A 20,614-nucleotide genomic window follows, 5' to 3' on the forward strand; every position below is an offset into this window, starting at 1 on the left:
GTGGAGGTTCCCTTCGCGTGAGATGTAAACCTGGTTTCAAGTGTTAACGAACGCACAGAAAACCATTACTCAAAAGTATGGTACGGGTAAATATTTGCTGTCAATAAAAAAATGCCACGTTAGACCAATACAACTAAGGGACCCTTCCTGGTGGTAACCCACAATGTATGAACACTATAGGTCGATTAGACGCGCTATATAGAGGTTTCTACGAAAAAAGGACGGCTGCACGACGCATGCCGCACAGCCGTCCTCGCCCAAGGTGGGCAAAAAAGTGCTACTTCGTGGGATGCGGGCCGGCCGCAAGCACGTTCTCGTCAACGGTGGCGAAGCGCTCGGCGGCGTGGTTGGCGAACATCTCGGCCAGCTTCTCGGCGGCCTCGTCGTAGGCCTCGCCACTCGTCCAGCTGTTACGCGGGTTGAGGACCTTGGCGTCCAGGCCCGGGCAGGCAACGGGGATGTCAAGGTTGAGGCGGTCGTCGTGCGTGTAGCCCTCGGCATCGAGCTCGCCGGAGAGCGCCGCGGAGACGAGCGCGCGGGTCGCGGGCAGGCTGAAGCGGGCGCCCACGCCATAGCCGCCACCCTGCCAGCCGGTGTTCACGAGGTACACGCGGCAGTGCGTGGAGTCGATGCGCTTGCCAAGCATGTCGGCATAGACCATCGGGTCAAGCGGCATGAACGGCTCGCCAAAAAGCGCGGAGAACGTGGGCGTGGGCTCCTTGATGCCCTCCTCCGTGCCGGCCACCTTGGAGGTGAAGCCGGTGATGAAGTGGTACATCGCGCCCTCGCGGGAGAGTTTAGAGATCGGCGGGAGCACGCCAAAGGCGTCGCAGGTGAGGAACAGCACGACGCTCGGCACGCCGCCGCGGCCGTCGAGGCGCACGGAGCTGATGTGCTCGACCGGATACGCCACGCGCGTGTTCTCGGTCTTGGAGCCGTCGGAGTAGTCCGGCTCGCGGGTCTCCTTGTCCAGGACCACGTTCTCGCACACGGCACCGAAGCGGATGGCATTGTAGATGTCGGGCTCGGTGATCGGAGAGAGGTCGATGGTCTTGGCGTAGCAGCCGCCCTCGATGTTGAAGACGCCGTGCTTGGACCAGCCGTGCTCGTCGTCGCCGATGAGCTGACGCGTCGGGTCGGCGGAGAGGGTCGTCTTGCCCGTGCCGGAGAGGCCAAAGAGCACGGCCGTCTCACCCGTCTGCGGGTCCACGTTGGCGGAGCAGTGCATCGAAAGCACGTCGTCCTCGACCGGCAGCAGGTAGTTCATGAAGGAGAAGACGCCCTTCTTGATCTCGCCGGAGTAGCCGGTGCCGGCAACCACGATGCAGCCGCCCGCGAGGTCGAGCATGACCGCCGCGTCGGAGTTGACGTGGTCGTCCTCGGGGTCGGGGTGGTAGCCGGGGGCAGCGAGGATGCAGATGTCGGGCTCGCCAAAGTTCGCGAGCTCCTCGGCTGTGGGACGGATGAGCATCTGGCGGATGAACAGCGCCTGGCTGGCGCGCTCGCACACGACGCAGACCCTGCGGGTGTGGTTGCGGTTGGCGCCGGCAAGACCGTGGACGACGTAGAGGTCGCGGCCGTAAAGGTAGCCGGAGACGCCATGGACGATGCTCTCGTAGACCTCGCGGTCGATGGGGACGTTCGTCTTGCCCCAACAGACGTTGTCATGAATGGCGGGGTCATCCACGACGAAGCGGTCGTTGGGCGAGCGACCCGTGCGCTCGCCCGTGTCAATTACCAGCGAGCCATTAGACGCCAAAACGCCCTCGCCATTGGCAAGGGCGGCCTCGACGAGCTTGGCAGGTGCAAGATCTTCGTAGATCTGCGGGCCGCCGGTCACATTCTCACGTGCGAGGAGCTTCTTCGTAAACGCGTGACGCATGATGGACCTCCTGTCGTGGTTCTTCCAATCTCCGACAAGAAGGTCATACCGCAAGCCCACCGCCCGGAGCCCGCACTTCCGTGAATGGTGCGGACAATAATCGGCGGACGGTGGGCCTGAGCGTGTGGGTGGAGCGTGCAGGCAAAATGCAGCAAAACGTGGTAGGGCACCTTTTGAGCTCCCCTCATGGGGAGGCTCTGCTGCCATCTGCCTTTACCCAACAACCCCGGTGGCCCAGGCAAACGGCAGCTCCACCGCCGGAGCCCCGCTACCAAACGAGGGGGCTGAGCGCTAGTCGTCCATGCGCAGCGAGCAAATCTTGGGCTGCTTGTCCTTTGCGATGGTACCGTTGCTGTCCGTGGGCTCGGCGGAGTTGCAGATGGCGTCCACCACGTCCATGCCGTCCGTCACGTGGCCAAAGGCGGCGTAGTTGCCATTGAGATTGACGGAGTCCTCCTGCATGATGAAAAACTGCGAGCTGGCGGAGTTAGGAGCGCTCGAGCGGGCCATGGAGATGGTTCCCCGCGTGTGCGAGATGGGGTTGGGATGCCCGTTGGAGGAGAACTCGCCCTCGACCGTCTCGCCGGACCCGCCCGTGCCGTCGCCGTTGGGGTCGCCGCCCTGCATCATGAAGCCCTTGATGATGCGGTGGAAGGTAAGGCCGTCGTAGAAGCCCTCATTGACGAGCTTGGCGAAGTTGGCCACGGTCTTGGGCGCGTTGGTGGCAAAGAGCTCGAGCTTGACGGTGCCATAGTCGGCAATCTCGAGGGTGGCGTGGTGCGTGCCACGGGAGTAGTCGACGCCGGTCTCGGCCGAGGTGGCGGCATCGGCGTCCGTGGTGGCAGAAGCGGAGGCCGAGGCAGCGCTCGTGGCAGCGGCGGTCGACGCGGACTTGTCGGAATGAGCGCTGCCGCATGCGGCGAGGCCAAGCGAGCCGGCGGCACCGAGGGCGGCGGCGAGGAACGTGCGACGGGACATGGGAGCGAGCTTCATGGAAGTGCCTTCCGGTTGGTCGTGTGATGAGTCTGGCACCGAGCACCCGGCGCTCAAGTGCCCACATGATAGACCGCGGCGCCCAGCAGCCCGGCATCGCGAGCGTCATGCGTGGCAATCACTAGGGAACGGCCACGGAGCTCGGAGCGCACCAGGGAGCACACGGCCGCGTGGGCCCCATCGTCCAGGCCGGCAAAGGGCTCGTCGAGGATGATGCAGTCCCCCGGCGCGAGCAGGGCACGCACGAGCTCGACACGCCGGCGCTGCCCACCGGAGAGCTCGCTAACAGACACGCAAGGGTCGATGCCCGGGATGGCCCGCTCGAGCAGGCGGCGAATCTCCGCGTCTGACCTGTCCGGGGCCGCGACAAGTGCGCAGTTCGCGAACGCGGAGGCACCCTCGATGAGCCTGGCATCCTGAAACTCGACCGAGATGCGGGCGGGAACCTCGAGGCGCTCGGAGGAGATTGGCGTCTCCAATCCCTCGAGCACGCGGAGCAGCGTGGTCTTACCCACGCCCGAGGGCCCCATGAGGCAGAGGCGGCCGCCCGGCACAACCGAGAGCAAGACCGGCCAACCCCCTGCCGCACCATGCGGCAACACGAGGCCGTCTGCGACAATGGCACCCCTCGAGGCGTCGGCCCCAGGTTCGGGCACTCCCCCTGGGAGGTCGTCCCCGGCTTCGACCGCGCCCCCGGTTCCGCCAGGGCAAAAGCCGGACCGGGCCGCGACGCCGAACCCTAACTCAGCCTCGTCCCTCGGACGCAGCCGCACGGCAAGGCGAATGGCCGCGGGCCCGCTCGCCCGAAGCAGCCAGAGGCACGCACGCTCCCACACGGTGGCAAGGGCAATCACCACAAGCGTCCAGGCAAAGAGGCTTGGCGTGTCCAGCAGGAGCTTGGCCTGGTAGATGCGCTCGCCGATGCTGCCGAGCGGCATGCCGATGAGCTCGGCCGCCACGCCGGACTTCCAGCTCATGCCCAAGACCGTCTTGCTGGCGGCCAGGAGGAACGGCAGAGCCTCGGGCCAGGTGAGCGCCAGGAGGCGGCGCGCGCCCCGGACCCCGTGGACGCGCAACATCTCCAAGCGGCCCGCGTCGACGCCGGTCAGCCCCTCGAGCGCGGGAAAGTACACGCCAGGCAGCGCCATGAGGGACACCGCCGCCATGCTCACGTTGGACGCGCCAAGCCACATGAGCAGCAGCACCACGAAGCACGCCACCGGCGTGGACTTGATGGCCACGAGCGGCGGGCGCACGAGCACCTCGAACGCGCCCGAGGCACGCGAGGCGGCCGCAAGCAGCAGCGCCGCCGCATACGCGAGGGCGCAGCCGCCCGTGATGCGGGCGGCCGAGAAGCCCACCTTGCCCCAGAACGCCGGCTCCGTGGCAAGCGCGACGAGCGCCCGCGCGACCTCCACCGGCCCGGGGAGCAGCAGCGGCTGGGCCACAGCCCAGCTCGCGAGCTGCCACACGGCGAGCCAGAGGGCCGCGGCGGCAAAGGAAAGTACCTTTCCCCGGCGAGGCGAGGCCGAGCGCGGGGGCGCCGCCGGATGCGGGGGCACAGCGGGATGCGCAGCCTCCCCGCCACTCACGCCGCGCTCCCCCGCACCCGTCGAATCCGGGTACCCATCCGAGCACTCGGCCAAGCCGCACCCCCTATACGGACACCACCCCAAGCCTAGGCGCCCTGCCGCACGTAGTAGAAGTCGTCTGCGGGCAGCGCCCCGCCCACGGAGCTCGCGTCGGCGTCAAAGAGCACCTTCAGGTAGCCGGAGAGGGCCTTCTTCATGTCGTCGCCCGTGGTGCAGACGATGTGGCAGCCCGGAATGGCCTTCCCGGCAACCGCGGCGCTGTCGACGATGCCCGCGTCCACCACGGCCTGGGCCCACGTGGCGGGGTCGGCGTTCACGGCCTCGACGCTTGCGGCGTGACCCGAGAGGAACTCCAGCACCGCCTGAGGGTTCTGCTCGGCGAATTCCTTGCGCACCACCGTCACGCCCGTGATGAGCTTGGAGCCAGACTCGCCGGCAAACTCGTCCCAGACGTCCGTGAGGTCGACGGGCGAGGCTAGCGCGGAGTTCTTGGCGAGGGCGGCCGTCTTGAAGGGCTCGGGCAAGATGCCCACCGCAGTGGGGTCGCTTGCCAGCACGGAGACCACCTCGGTGGCCTCGCTCTTGAACTCGAGCGTCACCTGGTCCTTGATGCCGGCCTGCCCAAGCAGGTAGTTCATGGAGTACTCGGGCGTGGCGCCCTTGCCCGTGAGGTAGATGGTCTTGCCGGCGAGGTCGTCGAAGGTCTTGACCGTGGCGTCGCCGGTGACCACGTTGAGCACGCCGAGCGTGTTGATGTCGATGACCTCGACCGCGCCCTTGGTCTTGTTGTAGAGCACGCTCGCCGCGTTGGATGGCACGAGCGCGATGTCGGCGTCGCCGGAGATGAGCTTGGGCGTGACCTCATCCGGGGAACCGGAGATGGAGAACTCGTAGGAGTTCTCGGTCTTGCCCGAGTTGGCCTGGTCCATGAACTGGACGAGCCCGATGGACGTGGGGCCCTTGAGCGAGGCGACACGGACGCTCACGGCCTCAGGCGTGGCCGCCGTGGTGGCAGACGACTCGCCCGAGGCGACCGGCTGCGAGCCGCCGCAACCCACGAGCCCCAGGCCGAGCAGGGCCACGAGCGAGCCGCCGAGGAAGGCCCGTCGGGAGATGGGACGATGCATGTTTCCGTTCATGTGATACCTCCATCATGACGATTGACAGACTGATAGTAGCCCCGCCGGGCCGCTCCGCCGCCCACGTTGACGCCCGATTTCCGTGCGCAGCCTCCAGCCCGGGCCAGGCACCAAATCGCACGGCCAGACCCGCCGCGCGCGAGCAGGACCGAACAGAAAGGGCCCCGCGGGCGGCAAGCCCACGAGGCCCAACGCGCGACGACAACCGGCCCTGCGCCTACGCCCGCGCAACCTCCCCCGGCACCTGCCAGGCGTGCTGGTCCGTATGGAGCAGCTCCTCCGCAAGCTCGCCCAAAGGCTCGCCCAGAAACTCCTCGTAGCAGGCCTTGACGCTCGGGTTCTCGTAGGAGGCGCGCAGCTTGGCGCCGCGGTCGAGCGACCAGAGCACCTCGCCGCGGGCCTCTGCCAGCTCCTGGCCGTCGTGGATGGGCTGGCCACCGCCGCCCGCGCAGCCGCCGGGGCAGGCCATGACCTCCACGAAGTCATAGGAGACCTCGCCTGCCTCGAGCGCCTGGATGAGTCGCTCGGCGTTGGCAAGGCCGTGAGCCACCGCCACGTGCAGCGGCGTGCCGTCCAGGTCGAAGGTAGCCTCCTTCCAGCCGTCCTGGCCACGGGCGTCGGTGAACCCCTCGGGGTCTGGCGCCTTGCCGGTGACGAGGTAGTAGGCCGTGCGCACGGCTGCCTCCATCACGCCACCGGTGGCGCCAAAGATCACGCCGGCGCCGGTGCCAAAGCCCAGCGGCGTGTCGAGCGGCTCGGGCTCCACGCTCGCCACGTCGATGTGCGAGGCGCGGATCATGCGCACCACCTCGCGCACGGTGAGCGCCACGTCCACGTCGGGCTCGCCCGTCTCCCCCACCATCGTGGGCAGTGCGGCCTCTGCCTTCTTGGCCAGGCACGGCATGGCGGAGACGGAGTAGATGCGCTCGGGCTCTACGCCCAGGGCATCGGCGTACCAGGTCTTGGCCACCGCTCCGAACATCTGCTGCGGGCTCTTGGAGGTGGACACCTGGTCCACGAGCTCGGGGTGATGCGCCTTCACGTAGCGCACCCAGCCCGGGCAGCAGGAAGTGAACATGGGGCCGTGCGGCGCGCCAGGCACGGCCTCGCCTGCAGCCTCCGCCACCTTTGCCTCGGCAACCTTGCCCAGGCGCTCGAGCAGCTCGGAGCCCTCCTCCATGATGGTAAGGTCAGCCGAGAAGTCCGTGTCGAACACGTAGTCGAAGCCGATGCGCCTCAGCACCGCCGCCAGGCGCTCCACCGTAGCCACCTCGGGAGGCAGCCCAAACTCCTCGCCCCAGGCGGCGCGCACGGCCGGTGCCACCTGGATGAGGGTTATCTTCTCGGGGTTGGCGATGGCGTCAAAGACGCGCTCCGTGTCGTCGCGCTCGCGAAGCGCTCCCACCGGGCAGTGGGTGATGCACTGGCCGCAGAGGGCACAGTCGGTCTCGGCGATGGGCCGCATGCCGGCCACGTTCACCGCCGAGTGGCTCGAGCGGCTCACGAGGTCCCACACGCCCGTGGCCTGCATCTTGTCGCACACCTGGATGCAGCGCATGCACTTGATGCACTTGTCGTTGTCGCGAATGAGGGGGAAGTTGCGGTCCCACTCGTCGTGCGGCAGGCGCTTCTCGTAGGGCAAATAGTAGATGTTGAGGTCGTTGGCGAGGCTCTGGAGCGAGCAGTTCTGCGAGCGCACGCAGCTCGTGCACTGTGAGTCGTGCTGCGAGAGGATGAGCTCCACGTTGATTCGCCGAGTGGCGCGGACCTTGGCACTGTTGGTGTGCACCACCATGCCGTCCAGCACGTAGTTGTTGCAGGCAGCCACCAGCTGGTCGATGCCCTCCACCTCCACCACGCAGACGCGACACGAGCCAACCTCGTTGAGGCCGCGCAGGTAGCACAGGGTGGGAATCTGAACGCCAGCCATGCGGGCGGCGTCCAGGATGGTGGTGTGCTCGGGCACGTCCACCTTGTGGTCGTCGATGATGAGGCGCACGACCCCGGGGATGGCGGCGGAGACGGACTCCCCCACGATTGTCACGACGCGGCTGCCGCCGCCCTCGGCGATGAGCTCGTCTACCATTGCGTGATCCTTCCCCCGCGAAACGCCCCCAGGCCAAAGTGGTCGCAGCGCAGGCAGCGCGACGCCTCCTGCTTCGCCTCCTGCTCGGTGAGGCCCTGCTCAACGAGCGTCCAGTCGTGGATGCGCTCGCCCGCCTCGCGCTCGCCCAGCTCACAGCGGCCACAGGGGCGCTTGCCCTTGAACTTCACGGGCGGCAGCTCCACCTCGAGCGAGACCTTGTGGTCGAAGCCGAGGTAGTGGTCGATGTTTGCCGCTGCCACCTTGCCGGCGTTGATGGCGCGGATGACGGTGGCGGGGCCGGTCTGGCAGTCGCCGCCCGAGAACAGGCCGTCGAAGCCGGGCACGGAGCCGTCGGCGGCCGTCTGGATCTGCCCCCACTTGCAGGCGATGCCCATCGCCTCGAAGGGCGCGGAGTCGATGTCCTGGCCAATGGCCACGAACACGCGGTCGCACTCGATGACGTGCTCGGGCTCATCTGCCGCGCGGGGTGCGGGGCGCCCGCGGCGCGGGCCGCCGATGATCTGCGGCTGCACGCGCACGCCGTGCACGCGGCCGTCCTCGCCCACCTCGATGCCCATGGGCGCCGTGAGCTCAAGGACCTCGCAACCCTCGGCCTGGGCGCCGGCAATCTCGGCATCCTGGGCCGTCATGTCCGCGGTGCGGCGGCGGTAGACGATCGAGACCTTCTCCGCCCCCAGGCGCACACTCGAGCGCGCCACGTCCATGGCCACGTTGCCGCCGCCGATGACCACCACGCGCTGGCCCGTGAGATCCGGGGGCTCCTCGTCGCCGATGGCACGGAGCATCCTGACGGCGCTCTCCACGCCGGGCGCGCCCTCGTTCTCCAGGCCGAGCTTCTTGTCGTTGTGGGCGCCGATGGCGAGGTAGACCGCATCGTACTCCCCGCGCAGGCGCTCGAGTCCGGGCCCGTCCACGCAGCGTTCGAGCTCGACGTCGATGCCGCAGTCCAAGATCCAGTCGATCTCCTCCTGGAGCCTCTCGCGCGGCAGGCGATAGCTGGGGATGCCGTAGCGCAGCATGCCGCCGAGGTGCTTGCGCGCCTCGAAAACCTTGACCTTGTGCCCCATGAGGGCAAGGTAGTAGGCGCAGCAGATGCCGGCGGGGCCACCACCGATGATCGCGACGCGCTTGCCCGTCTCCTCGGCGATCCAGGGACGGTACTCGCGCTCCATGTGCTCGGTTGCGTAGCGCTTGAGCGCGAGGATGTTCATCGGGTCGTCCACCATGCCGCGGCGGCAGTGCATCTCGCAGGGATGCTCGCACACCAGGCCGCAGACCACGGGCAGCGGGTTGTCCTTGCGGATGACGCGTACGGCGTCCGTGTAGCGCCCCGCCTCGACGAGCGAGATGTAGCCGGGGATGTCCACGCCCGCGGGGCAACCGCTGACGCAGGGCACGAGCTCGGCGCGGTCGAAGCCGCAGCTGTGCTTGTGGATGTGGTGCTCGAAGTCGTCGCGAAAGCCCCGGATGGCCATGAGTGCCATGGAGCCCGCCTCGTAGCCAATGGCGCAGTCGCTCGACAGGAAGATCGTCTCGGCCGTGCGCTCGATGAGGTCGAGCGTCGAGTCCTCGGCGCGGTTCTCGAGCACGTCCTCGAGCAGGCCCGAGAGCGCCTTGAGCCCCACGCGGCAGGGCGTGCACTTGCCACAGCTCTGCGTGGCGCAGAGGTTGACGAGGGCCGCCGCGAACTCCACCGGGCAGGGTGCGAGCGAGCTCACCGCCAGACGCCGCCCCAGCGCATCGTGCAGGTCGTCCATGACGGCCTGGGCATGGCTGCGCTCCATCACATGCAGTCGTGCCATGGGTCACCACCTTCTGGTTTTGGCCGGCGCCATGCGCGCGACCCCTCTCCGATCCGACGACGTCCTCCCCGGAACGCCGAAGGCCAGCTTCAAATGCCTACTAATTTGTAGTCAACTTTTCAAGCTGCCATAGAGTGCGACCATCTGTAAACCTCTTTCCGGCCAAAGGGCCAAAGTGTCGCGCGACGACACGTAAACGTTACCCGCAGGGCCACGGCAAGGCAGCGACTAGAATCGTTGCCAGGTGACGTTCTCACACGAAGGAGTAGCCATGGCAGACGTACAGGCCATCAAGGCCGGCAAGCTCACCGCAGCGATAGACCCCCACGGGGCCCAGCTCAGGAGCCTTGCGCTTAACGGGCGCGAGTACCTGTGGCAGGCAGACGCGCGCTGGTGGGGCAAGTCTGCCCCGGTGCTCTTCCCAATGGTGGGGTCGCTGCGCGCGGAAACCGCCACATGCGCGGCGGGCACCTGCCACATGGGACGCCACGGCCTCGCGCGCGACTACGACCACGAGCCGGTGGAGAACACCGGCGCCTCGGTCACCTTCCGGCTGGACAGCACAGACGAGACGCTCGCCAAGTTCCCCTACCGCTTCCGCCTCGAGATGACCTATGCGCTCGAGGGCGAGGCAACCCTCGCCCAGACCTTCGCCGTCACGAACACAGGTGAGGCGCCGATGCCGTTTGGCCTGGGCGGCCACCCTGCCTTCAACGCGCCGCTTGTCGAGGGCGAGGCGTTCGAGGACTACGCGCTCGCGTTCGAGCGCCCCTGGACGGCCACGAGCCCCGTCATCGCCGAGGGCGGCCTTCTGGACTACGGATCGCCCGTGACGCTGCTTGAGGACGCAGACCGCCTGCCACTCACCCACGAGCTCTTCGCCAGCGACGCCCTAGTGCTCGAGGGCGTGCCGGGCGGCACGCTCACGATGGCGGGCCCCGCCGGCCACGGCGTGCGCGTGGACTTTGCCGAGTTCGACCACATCGGCGTGTGGAGCGCGGCTCCCGACGCAGAGGGCGTCCCCGCGCCGTTCGTGGCCCTGGAGCCCTGGTGCGGCACGGCCACGCGCACCGACGAGGACGACGTCTTCGAACACAAGCAGAACTGCCTGACGGCCGCCCCCGGCGAGACCGTGACGCGCACGTTCCGTGTGACGCTGCTGTAGGCGAGGTGACGGCTGCCTCGGCTCACGACGCGAGCGCAATCTCGTGAATTGCCGAGACGGCTGCCTCAACCTCCTGTTTTGTAGTGAAAAAACCCGTGCTCAGACGCACGATGCCCTGTTTGCGCGTCCCCAGGGCATCGTGCATGAGCGGCGCGCAGTGTGCGCCCGGCCTCGTTGCTATGCCCCAGCCGTCCATGAGGGCGTCCGAGACCTCGGAGGAGCCGAGATCCCCTATGTTAAGCGCGACGACACCCGTGCGCCGAACACCCTCGCGCCAGTCCCCGTAGACGCGCACGCCGGGAAGCGAGCGAACGCCCTCGTAGAGACGCCGTGCGAGGGCGAGCTCACGGGAACCGACCCGCTCGACCCCGCCCTCGTGCCCGATGAAGTCAATGCCGGCGGCAAGGCCCGCAATGCCGTGCCCGTTGAGCGTGCCGGCCTCGAGCCTCGTGGGCCACTCCTCGGGCTGGAGGGGGTCGAAGCTGTGGACGCCGGTGCCACCCACGTTCCAGGGGCGCACGTCGATCCCCGCTGCCACGGCGAGACCGCCCGTGCCTTGGGGGCCCATGAGCCCCTTGTGACCCGTGAAGCACACGACGTCCAGGCCCATGGCCCCCATGTCGATGGGGATGGCACCGGCAGTCTGCGAGGCGTCGACGATGCAGAGGGCGTCTGCCTCGTGGGCTATGCGGGCCACTGCCGCCACGTCCACGACGTTGCCCGTAACGTTAGAGGCGTGCGTCACCACCACGGCGCGGGCGCCATGCTCGAGAAGGCGGGCGAGACTATCCATGTCGAGGTTGCCGAGCTCGTCGCAACCCGCATGCTCCACGCGGACGCCCCGCTCGGCCGCCAGGCGATTGAGGGGGCGCAGGACCGAGTTGTGCTCGAGCACCGTCGTCACGACACGGTCGCCAGGACGCACGAACCCGTTGATGGCCGTGTTGAGAGCGGCCGTCGAGTTGGGCGCGAAGGCGACGTGGTCGGGATCTGGACATCCGAGGAGTCCTGCCACGAGCTCGCGACAACCGTGGACGACGCGGGCCGCGCCCATGGCGCCGGCGCCCGCTCCCCTGCCCGCGTTGCCCAACGACCCCATGGCCCCCACGACGGCGTCGATGACTTCCTGCGGCTTGCGCATCGTGGTGGCGGCGTTGTCCAGATAGATCATAGGGTCCCTACCTCACGAACTCGATCATGTCGATGACGGTCATGGCCTCCACCGGCACGTGGTCTGCCTCGAGACCGGATGAGAGCGCGTCTCGATCGGCAGGCGAGACCTTCCACGCCAACCCGCAGCCGGCAGAGATCTCGCCGGGGACGGGAATCATGCGACCGGGAAGTCCGAGCTTGGAGCAGGTCTCCTCGCACGCCATGGCCGCGCTCGTCGTCGGAAAGGTGATGACGAGCGCCGGCCTCCGCTCGCGCCTCATGGCGTGTCTCCCCGCCGCCGCGCTTGGAAACTGTGACAAACGATACGGTTACTTGTCACGCTAGGGCCTCACGACGACAGAGGCACCGGTGAGCTTCTGGGCGATCACGTAGATGTTGGTGACCTCGCCCACGGCCAGCTTGTCGGTGAGGCCGTAGTGGTCGAGGCAGGTGCCGCAGGTGAGGATCTCCACGCCGACGTCGGCCAGGTTTCTGAGGTCCTCGAGCGAGGCAGAGCCCTCGCAGGTCACGCGGGCGCCGCTGTTGTAGAAGAGCATTGTGGCGGGCAGCTGGTCGAGCTGCGTGAGCGAGTAGATGAAGCCCTTGAGCAGCTTGTGGCCCAGCTCGTCGTCGCCGATGCCCATGGCATCCGAGGCCACCTGCACGACCACCCGGCGCGGGCCGGCAGGCACGTCACAGGTGACGGCCTCGGGCTCGCCCTCGGCAACCCCGACGGCCTTGTCCGTGCTCGCGGTGACGTGCCACTCCTTCTCGGCCGTCTGGTCCGCCGCGACCGTGCACCCCTTGTTCTCGCCCATGCGGGTGAGGTTCTCGACGGCGATCTTGTTGTCGACGATCGTCTCGACCTCGCCGGCGCCCTCGAGCGCGCCGAGGGCCTTGAGCGTCTTCACGACGGGGATGGGGCACGCATCGCCGCGCGCATCGACGACAAGCTTGTTCTCGGACATGGAAAGCTCCCTCCGGTTGGATGCGGTACTCCCAGCCTAATACCCCACGATGACAGATGCTGTGCCACGCGGGCGAACCGTGCCGACGCGGGCGGCAGGATGGCCCGCGTCGCGCAACCTCGCCACATACGCCTCGGCATCCGCCTCGGACAGGGCCACGAGCAGGCCTCCCGAGGTCTGCGGGTCGAACAGCACATCGGCGAGGTCGAGCGGCAGCCCGGGTGCCAGGCTCACGCGCGGGCCGAAGAAGTCGCGGTTGCGGTAGGCGCCCGCCGGGATGAGACCGAGCCGCGCCATCTCGCGGGCGCGCGCCATGACGGGGACGACCGTCGCGTCCACCTCGAGCGTGACACCGCTCGCCTCGGCCATCTCGCAGCCGTGCCCCATGAGCGAGAAGCCCGTGACGTCCGTTGCCGCGTGGGCGTCGAGGTCGCGCAGGGCTTCGGCCGCCGCCTTGTTGAGCGTGGTCATGGAGTCGGTCGCCACCCTCACGCCGGCATCGTCGAGCAGCTCGGCCTTGTGCGCCGTGGTGAGGATGCCCGTGCCCAGGGCCTTGGTGAGCACGAGGGCGTCACCCACGTGCGCGCCACCGCTGGCAAGCAGGCGATCGAGCTCGACGAAGCCCGTGACGGCAAGGCCGTACTTGGGCTCGTGGCCGTTGATGGAATGGCCGCCCGCGACGATGCAGCCCGCCTCCCGGCACTTGTCCGCGCCGCCGGCGAGGATCTCGCCCGCCACCTCTATGCCGAGGCAATTGGGAAAGCACAGCAGGTTGAGCGCGAGCGTAGGCGCACCTCCCATGGCCCAGACGTCGGAAAGGGCGTTGGCGGCGGCCACCTGGCCGAACAGGAACGGGTCGTCCACCATCGGTGGGAAGAAGTCCGTGGTCTCCACGAGGCCGCGGCCGTCACCCAGGTCGTAGACGCAGGCGTCGTCGGAGGCGTCGAAGCCCACGACGAGCCGCTCGTCCTCGAGCCTGGGCAGGTCCGCGAGCACCTTGGCGAGAGATTCTGGCGGCAGCTTGGCCGCGCATCCCGCCGCCTCGACAAGCTCTGTGAGTCGCACGCCCGTCATGTCCATATCCCCTTAGCCCCCCTAGAGTTCCGACGCCATGAGCGCCGCTCCGAACGCACCCGCATAGCGCGCCTCGGGACAGGTCGCAACCTGCGATCCCAGCGCCGCGAACAGCCGCTCCACGACATAGGCATTGTCGCAGAGCCCGCCCGTGAGAAAGCACGGCTCCGCCACACGCCCGTAGCCGGTAGCCACCTCGTGCACGCCTTCGGCCTTGGGGTCAGCTGTGGACTCACCAGCCGCCGCCTGAGCGCTGCGCTCCTCGTAGAGCTTCTCGAAGATGCGCTGAAGGCACCCCTTACCAGCCCCTATCTCAGGCGCCAGCTTTTCGGCCATTGTCTCTCCCTCGCCTCTCCGCGCCGACGTCCTCGCGGCCCACCAACTCCGACCTCGAGGGGCATTTCATCAACCATAGCATTTGGTTTGACATACTTATTTTTTGTTTGGTACTCGTTATGCCCGGAGGCATACAACAACCTGCAAACGGTAAAGAGACGGCAGCCCCTTGTTCGCCACTCAGATAACGGGTAGCCGCCTCGCAACGGGAAACCAATCATGATCGAACGCATAGCAGGCGCCATCGTCGGACCCAGAGGCCAAAGCGAGCGTATGCGCGACGACACACGAATCGAAGCTGGACAGGAGAGATTCGGTGTCCTATCGTCACACGATGTGGCTTGTGCCCACGTTGACAAAAAAGCGCCAGGCACTCATGTCTGGTGCATCACTAGGCTTTGCAGGGGTGTCCCCACATGGGGGCTGAGAGGGCAGACGCCCAACCCTTTGAACCTGTCAGTTCACGCTGTCGTAGGAAGCAAGCAAACCCTCAGGCGGGGGCACGGTTGCGCATGCGGCTGTGCCCCCGTTTTGCGTTCGGGGCAAAGCAGAGCGCCGAGGGTCCGGAGAGGAGACCGGATGCACGTCAAGCTCAACGGAAAGGACCATTCGCTTGAGGGAGTCCACACCGTGGCGAGCCTGCTCGCAAACGCGGGCGTGGACGCCAAGACCGTGGTGGTGGAGCTCAACGGTACGATCCTGCGCGAGCCCGAGTTCGCGGGCGCGGCGATTGCCGAGGGCGACGAGGTTGAGGTGGTGCACTTCGTGGGCGGCGGCTCGGGCGCCGCGGCCGCCAATGACGACGCCCTCGTCATTGGCGGCAAGCGCCTGGGCAGCCGCATGTTCCTCGGCACCGGCAAGTTTGGAAACGACGCCCTCATCCCGTGCTGCGTCAAGGCCGCCGGCGTTGACGTGGTGACCGTGGCCATGCGCCGCGTGGACTTTGGCGCCCCGCAGGGCAACATCGTCCAGCAGATTCCCAAGTCCTGCACCCTCATGCCCAACACCTCGGGCGCCCGCAACGCCGAGGAGGCCATCCGCATCGCCCGCCTGGGCCGCGCTGCGGGCTGCGGCGACTGGGTGAAGATCGAGGTGGTGAGCGACTCGGCCAACCTCCTGCCCGACAACGACGAGACGCTCAAGGCCGTCGACGCACTCGTGCGCGAGGGCTTCACCGTGCTCCCCTACATGCTGCCCGACCCCTATGCCGCGCGCCGCATGGCAGAGGCGGGCGCGGCCGCCGTCATGCCGCTGGGCGCGCCCATCGGCACCAACCGCGGCTTCCGCACGCGCGAGCTCGTGCAGATCATGATCGACGAGCTGGAGGGTGTGCCCATCGTGGTGGACGCCGGCATCGGCAAGCCCAGCGAGGCCGCCGAGTGCATGGAGGCAGGTGCCTCCGCGGTGCTCGTGAACACGGCCGTTGCCACGGCAGCGGACCCGGTGCGCATGGCCGCCGCGTTCGCGAAGGCCATCGAGGCCGGGCGAGAGGCCTACCTTGCCGGTCCCGGCGCCGTGAGCGGGCACGCAAGCGCAAGCTCCCCGCTCACCGGCTTCCTTCGCAAGGAGGCGTAGCCACCGTGGCATCCGAGACCTACGCAGACCAGCTTCGCCAGATGGAGGCCCGCTGGCAGGCAACGGCGCCCGTGCAGGCGGCCGATGGCACCTGGCACGACCCCTCATCCACGGCGCCCACGAGCTTCTACGACGTCTACCGGCAGTGGAAGGGCTTCGACTTCGACGGCTTTCTCGCGAGCCGCACGGCGGCAGACGTCGCGCGCTCCCGTGCCGCGCGCGCCAAGGGCCCGCTTGACTTCCTGACGCTCATCTCCCCCGCCGCGGCCACGCCGGAGCAGCTCGAGGCCACGGCGTGGGAGGCCCACGCGCTCACGGAACGCAACTTTGGCCGCACCATCTCGCTGTTCACGCCCCTCTACCTCGCCAACGTGTGCGACAACGGCTGCGTGTACTGCGGGTTCAACAAGGACAACAAGGTGCCGCGCGCCATCCTTCGCCCAGACGAGGTCGCGCGCGAGGGCAAGGCCATAGCGGCCGAGGGCTTCCACCACATCATCATCCTCACGGGCGAGAGCCGCCGCGCCACGCCGCCCGCCTACATCGCCGAGGCGGCGGGCATCCTCAAGGAGACCATCGACTCCATCTGCGTGGAGGTGTACTCGCTCACCGAGGACGAGTACCGCATGATGGGGCGCGCCGGCGTTGACGGGTTCACGATGTTCCAAGAGACGTACAACGAGGACATCTACCCCGACCTGCACCCCATTGGCCCTAAGCACGACTACCGCTGGCGCCTGGACACGCCCGAGCGCGCGGCGCGGGCCGGCATGCACTCCGTGGGCATCGGAGCCCTGCTTGGGCTGGACGACTGGCACCACGACGCGTTCTTCACGATGATGCACGCGCGCTACCTCATCGAGAACTACCCGGGCTGTGACGTGGCCGTGTCGCTGCCGCGCATACGACCGTGCGCGGGGCAGGTGAACTTCCACATCCACCATCCCGTCGACGACCCGTCCATCGTGCAGGCGATGGTGGCGCTGAGGCTGTGCCTGCCACACCTGGGCATCACCGTGTCCACGCGCGAGACGCCGGAGTTCAGGAGCAACATCATCGGCTTGGGCGTCACGAAGATGAGCGCCGGTTCCGTCACCGAGGTGGGCGGGCACGCAGATGCGGCCAAGACCGAGGGGCAGTTCGAGACGAGCGACCCGCGCGAGATCGACGAGTTTGCCGCCGCCGTGAGCGCCCGCGGCTACCAGCCGGTCTACAAGGACTGGGAGTCGCTGGCGAGGAGGGCGTCGTGAGCTGGGGTGATATGGCTCGCTCCCGCATGCCGCGCACCCAGGCACTTGAGGTGCTGCGCTCCTGCGACGTTCTACGGCATCACGGACCGCTGGCTCTCCCGCTCGCACGACACCGTGGCCGACGTGCGAGCCATGATGGCAGCAGGCATTCGCGTGGTGCAGTACCGCGACAAGCCGCGTCCCAACGAGACCGAGCAGACCGAGCGCGAGCGCTGGAAGACCGCGTTGGAGCTGCGGCGCATCACGGCCGAGGCGAATGCTTTGCTCATCGTGGACGATGACGCGGCACTCGCCGTGGCCGTGGACGCGGACGGCGTGCACGTGGGGCAGGACGATCTGCCCGTTGGCGCCGTACGCCATGTTGTAGGAGACCGCATCGTGGGCGTGTCCACGCACGCACCCGAGCAAGGCCTGGCGGCCATGGCCGACGGCGCGGACTACGCCGGCGTGGGGCCGCTCTTTGCCACGCACACGAAGGCCAATGTCTGCGCGCCGGTGGGCCTCGAATACCTCGACTGGGCCGTCGCCCACCTCACGATTCCCTTCGTGGCCATCGGCGGCGTCAAGGAGCACAACGTGGCCGAGGTGGCGGCCCACGGCGCCCGCTGCGTCTGCCTCGTTTCCGACGTCGTCGGTACCGAGGACATCCCCGCCAAGGTAGCCGCCATCCGCGAACAGCTTGCGGCAGGCCAGCGCTAACGCTTTTGGCCCCGTCGCGCCCTCAAATGAAAGGCGCGACGGGGCCAAAATCTAGGTCATCCGACGTTACGAGGAGCTGGCAGGCGGGCCGTGCCTGTCGCGTCGCGCGCGAGATTCCGCACGAGCCGGAGGCGGCTAAACGTCGCCTCCGTGCGAGCCCAGGGCTGCCCGAACGCAAAAAGCAGGAGTGCGGCCCGCCGTCCTTCAGGACCGAAGTTACGCCCAGGAGCACATGAGGGTCATGTCGCCCTCGAACTTGAGGTCTCCACTCTCGGCCGGTGCCACAAAGTGCGAGCCCTTGTGCAGCTCGTGGCCATTCACGGAGCCCTCGCCCTCGATGATGCTCACACACATGAAGTCGTGGTCTTGCGCAAGGACTTTGCCGCCCTCGATGCGCACGCGCTCCACGGTATAGCGGTCGTTGGAGTTGAGCAGTGTGGCGCCGTCGACCTCAGGTGCGGTCACGGCGCCGCTCTCGGGCGCCTTCATGGTGTAGTCGATGCAGTCCATGCTCTGCTCAAGGTGCAGCTCGCGAGGCTTGCCGTCGGCGCCCTTGCGGTCGTAGTCGTAGACGCGGTAGGTCACGTCGCTGGACTGCTGGGTCTCCAACACAAGCGTGCCGGCCTTGATGGCGTGGAGCGTGCCGGGGTTGATCTGGAAGAAGTCGCCCTTGTGGATGGGCACCTCGTTCAGCAGGTCTCCCCAATCACCTGCCTCGACCAGCTTGGCAAACTCCTCGCGGCTCTTCGCCTTCTGGCCCACGATGATGGTGGCGTCCGGGTCGCAGTCGAGCACGTACCAGCACTCCTTCTTGCCCAGGCTGCCGTTCTCGTGCACGCGCGCGTACTCGTCGTCGGGGTGAACCTGGATGGACAGGTCTCCGTCGGCGTCGAGGATCTTGATCAGCAGCGGGAAGCGGTCGCCCTTGGCATTGCCGAAGAGCTCATGGTGCTCGTCCCACAGCTGGGAGAGCGTGGAGCCGGCGTAGGGGCCCTCCTCGATCTGGCAGTCGCCGTGCGGGTGAGCGCTGATGGCCCAGCACTCGCCAATCTTGCCCTCGGGAATGTCGTAGTGAAAGGCGGTCTCCAGCCTGCGACCGCCCCAGATCTTGTCATGGAAGATGGGCTTGGTGAAGATGAGGTCCTGAGCCATGGGATGTCCTCTCGTCTGGGCCGCGAGAGATCCGCGGCCCACGCTGCCTCCGGCGACCGCAGCCGCCGGCCTTTTCCAACGCCCAGTGTAGCCGTTGCACAGCAAACAGTCGTATAAACCGGTTTGGTTCCACAGCTACCAGAAGCATCACCGGCGAGCCGCCGGCCGAAAGCGGTGCGGGCCACCAGACGCAGGAAGCCCCCCCTAGCAGGCGGCGACGAATTCGCGCCAAAGGCCCATGTCGCTGTCGAGGTAGCTCCAGGTGTACTCCGGGTGCCACTGCACGCCCAGGACGAAGCGCTTGCCCGGCACCTCGATGGCCTCGGGCACGCCGTCGGTGGCATGGGCCACGAGCCGCACGCCCTCGCCCAGCTTGTCCACGCAGCAGTGATGGCTCGTGTTCACCTGAATCTGTGTGCGGCCGCCCACGCACTTGGAGAGCAGCGTGCCCGGCTCCACGTCCACCGGATGGCCAGGCCTCGTAATGATGCCAGTGTGGCGCCACTGCACCATGCCCTCGCAAGCCCCCAGGCTCGGCACGTCCATGCAGAGGGTGCCGCCCATGGCCACATTCATCACCTGGGCGCCGCGACAGGTGCCAAAGAGCGGCTTGTCGGCCGCAAGCACGCGCTTGATGAGGGCGAGCTCAAAGGCGTCGCGCTCATGGCATAGCAGGCCCTCGTCATAGCCCTCAACGCCCCACAAGGCCGGGTCCACGTCCTTGCCGCCGGGAATGGCAAAGCCATCGAAGCGCTCGACCATCTCGTCAATGACGGACTCGTCATCAGCGAGCGGCATGGTGACAGGGATGCCACCCGCCGCGATGATGGCCTGGTCGAACACGCTCGCGATGGCCCACTCGGGTGCCAGCTGCTCGGGCACCTCGATGGACCTGGGGTGCACGCGCAGGCGGGGCGAGACGCCGATGAGCGGACGGTGGGGCGCGGCAGTGCTATGGGACATGAAATGCCTCCGGTCGAGAGTGAACAGGCAGGTAAGGCACCTACACCCCGCGCGGCGGCGCATACGACGCCGGCAAGGAACGAGGCGCCACTCGTGCGCCTCGCGTCGGTACTCACGGAACGAGATTCTAGCCTAGTGCCCCTTGATAGAGTCGAGGAACTCCTTGGCACGCGCCGTCTTGGGGTGGTCGAAGAACTCGTACGGCGAGCCCTCCTCCACGATCTGGCCGTCGGCCATGAACACCACGCGGTTGGCGACGCGGCGCGCGAAGTTCATCTCGTGCGTCACCACCACCATCGTCATGCCGCCACGCGCGAGCTCAACCATGACGTCGAGGACCTCGTTGATCATCTCCGGGTCAAGGGCACTCGTGGGCTCGTCGAAGAGCATGGCCTTGGGATGCATGGCAAGCGAGCGGGCGATGGCCACGCGCTGCTGCTGGCCGCCGGAGAGCTGCGCCGGCACCTTCTCGGCCTGGGCCTCCACGCCAACGCGCCCGAGCAGCTCGAGCGCGCGCTTCTTGGCCTCATCCTTGCTCATGCCCAACACCTCGACGGGCCCCAGCATGACGTTCTCCAGAATCGTCATGTGCGCGAAGAGGTTGAAGCTCTGGAACACCATGCCCAGCTCGGCGCGCATCGAGGCAAGCTCCTTGCCCTCCTGCGGCAGCGGCTTGCCCTCGATGAGAATCTGGCCGGAGTCGATGGCCTCGAGACGGTTGATGGTACGGCAGAGCGTGGACTTGCCCGAGCCGGAGGGGCCGAT

General features: G+C 67.5%; 18 protein-coding genes and 1 riboswitch (1 of these 19 running past the window's edge). Of the genes, 4 read left to right on the forward strand and 14 right to left on the reverse strand.

The annotated features are described in order from the left end of the window. Window positions 1-277 precede the first annotated feature (277 nt). The 6 genes from pckA to EFAMC2_RS04515 all read right to left on the reverse strand — a co-directional run bounded on the left by pckA (window position 278) and on the right by EFAMC2_RS04515 (window position 9,515). Window positions 278-1,882, reverse strand: coding sequence for a phosphoenolpyruvate carboxykinase (ATP) (gene pckA, locus EFAMC2_RS04490; RefSeq protein ID WP_154027491.1), 1,605 nt, complete (start codon window positions 1,880-1,882; stop codon window positions 278-280). A gap of 291 nt (window positions 1,883-2,173) precedes the next feature. Then, window positions 2,174-2,875 (reverse strand): peptidylprolyl isomerase, encoded by a 702-nt coding sequence (locus tag EFAMC2_RS04495; RefSeq protein ID WP_154027493.1) that lies wholly within the window; start codon window positions 2,873-2,875, stop codon window positions 2,174-2,176. 53 nt (window positions 2,876-2,928) lie between these two features. Next, complete coding sequence (locus tag EFAMC2_RS04500) at window positions 2,929-4,467, reverse strand: ATP-binding cassette domain-containing protein (protein ID WP_187325147.1); 1,539 nt, start codon at window positions 4,465-4,467, stop codon at window positions 2,929-2,931. A gap of 86 nt (window positions 4,468-4,553) precedes the next feature. Then, the gene (locus EFAMC2_RS04505) at window positions 4,554-5,606 is read right to left on the reverse strand and encodes an ABC transporter substrate-binding protein (protein ID WP_261980070.1); all 1,053 of its coding nucleotides are present in this window, start codon (window positions 5,604-5,606) and stop codon (window positions 4,554-4,556) included. A 217-nt stretch (window positions 5,607-5,823) separates the two neighbouring features. Beyond that, window positions 5,824-7,692 (reverse strand): [FeFe] hydrogenase, group A, encoded by a 1,869-nt coding sequence (locus tag EFAMC2_RS04510; protein WP_154027497.1) that lies wholly within the window; start codon window positions 7,690-7,692, stop codon window positions 5,824-5,826. Continuing rightward, window positions 7,686-9,515, reverse strand: coding sequence for an NAD(P)-binding protein (locus EFAMC2_RS04515; RefSeq protein WP_154027499.1), 1,830 nt, complete (start codon window positions 9,513-9,515; stop codon window positions 7,686-7,688). Before EFAMC2_RS04515 ends, EFAMC2_RS04510 begins: the two co-directional genes overlap by 7 nt. Window positions 9,516-9,786: 271 nt before the next feature. Here EFAMC2_RS04515 and EFAMC2_RS04520 point away from each other — a divergent pair, with 271 nt between their 5' ends. Beyond that, window positions 9,787-10,680 (forward strand): aldose 1-epimerase family protein, encoded by an 894-nt coding sequence (locus EFAMC2_RS04520; RefSeq protein WP_154027501.1) that lies wholly within the window; start codon window positions 9,787-9,789, stop codon window positions 10,678-10,680. A 22-nt stretch (window positions 10,681-10,702) separates the two neighbouring features. On the opposite strand, the gene EFAMC2_RS04525 is transcribed toward EFAMC2_RS04520, so the two are convergent. The 5 genes from EFAMC2_RS04525 to EFAMC2_RS04545 are packed head-to-tail and all read right to left on the reverse strand — an operon-like array spanning window position 10,703 to window position 14,210. Then, a complete protein-coding gene (locus EFAMC2_RS04525; RefSeq protein ID WP_154027503.1) occupies window positions 10,703-11,851 on the reverse strand; it encodes an aminotransferase class V-fold PLP-dependent enzyme in 1,149 nt (382 codons plus the stop codon). 7 nt (window positions 11,852-11,858) lie between these two features. Next, window positions 11,859-12,113 carry a DUF3343 domain-containing protein gene (locus EFAMC2_RS04530; protein WP_154027505.1) on the reverse strand — a complete coding sequence of 85 codons (255 nt, stop codon included), beginning with the start codon at window positions 12,111-12,113 and terminating at the stop codon, window positions 11,859-11,861. Between the two features lie 60 nt (window positions 12,114-12,173). Then, window positions 12,174-12,800, reverse strand: a complete 627-nt coding sequence (gene yedF, locus EFAMC2_RS04535) for a sulfurtransferase-like selenium metabolism protein YedF (protein WP_154027507.1) — start codon at window positions 12,798-12,800, stop codon at window positions 12,174-12,176. A 36-nt stretch (window positions 12,801-12,836) separates the two neighbouring features. Continuing rightward, window positions 12,837-13,874: a selenide, water dikinase SelD gene (gene selD / locus EFAMC2_RS04540; RefSeq protein ID WP_154027509.1), complete on the reverse strand. Its 1,038-nt coding sequence runs from the start codon at window positions 13,872-13,874 to the stop codon at window positions 12,837-12,839. 21 nt (window positions 13,875-13,895) lie between these two features. Next, window positions 13,896-14,210 carry a hypothetical protein gene (locus EFAMC2_RS04545; RefSeq protein ID WP_222838520.1) on the reverse strand — a complete coding sequence of 105 codons (315 nt, stop codon included), beginning with the start codon at window positions 14,208-14,210 and terminating at the stop codon, window positions 13,896-13,898. 392 nt (window positions 14,211-14,602) lie between these two features. Continuing rightward, window positions 14,603-14,705: riboswitch (TPP riboswitch) on the forward strand. A gap of 84 nt (window positions 14,706-14,789) precedes the next feature. Between EFAMC2_RS04545 and thiS the strand changes: the two genes are divergently transcribed. Genes thiS through thiE form a run of 3 tightly spaced genes read left to right on the forward strand, consistent with a single transcriptional unit; the run spans window position 14,790 to window position 17,734 of the window. Beyond that, entirely contained in the window at window positions 14,790-15,785 is a 996-nt protein-coding gene (thiS, locus tag EFAMC2_RS04550) for a sulfur carrier protein ThiS (protein WP_154027511.1), read from the forward strand. A gap of 5 nt (window positions 15,786-15,790) precedes the next feature. Beyond that, window positions 15,791-17,035, forward strand: a complete 1,245-nt coding sequence (thiH, locus tag EFAMC2_RS04555) for a 2-iminoacetate synthase ThiH (RefSeq protein WP_222838521.1) — start codon at window positions 15,791-15,793, stop codon at window positions 17,033-17,035. A 45-nt stretch (window positions 17,036-17,080) separates the two neighbouring features. Then, window positions 17,081-17,734, forward strand: a complete 654-nt coding sequence (thiE, locus tag EFAMC2_RS04560; RefSeq protein WP_154027513.1) for a thiamine phosphate synthase — start codon at window positions 17,081-17,083, stop codon at window positions 17,732-17,734. Window positions 17,735-17,950: 216 nt separating this feature from the next. On the opposite strand, the gene EFAMC2_RS04565 is transcribed toward thiE, so the two are convergent. From EFAMC2_RS04565 to EFAMC2_RS04575, 3 genes are all read right to left on the reverse strand, one after another. Continuing rightward, the gene (locus EFAMC2_RS04565) at window positions 17,951-18,886 is read right to left on the reverse strand and encodes a type I phosphomannose isomerase catalytic subunit (protein WP_154027515.1); all 936 of its coding nucleotides are present in this window, start codon (window positions 18,884-18,886) and stop codon (window positions 17,951-17,953) included. Between the two features lie 204 nt (window positions 18,887-19,090). Further along, a complete protein-coding gene (locus EFAMC2_RS04570; protein WP_154027517.1) occupies window positions 19,091-19,849 on the reverse strand; it encodes a gamma-glutamyl-gamma-aminobutyrate hydrolase family protein in 759 nt (252 codons plus the stop codon). 132 nt (window positions 19,850-19,981) lie between these two features. Further along, window positions 19,982-20,614 carry the 3' portion of an amino acid ABC transporter ATP-binding protein gene (locus EFAMC2_RS04575; RefSeq protein WP_315985352.1) on the reverse strand. It continues 144 nt past the right edge of the window, so only the last 633 of its 777 coding nucleotides appear in the window; its start codon lies beyond the right edge, outside the window; its stop codon occupies window positions 19,982-19,984.

Source organism: Olsenella uli, from assembly GCF_901212655.1.
Classification (GTDB): Bacteria; Actinomycetota; Coriobacteriia; order Coriobacteriales; family Atopobiaceae; genus Parolsenella; species Parolsenella uli_A.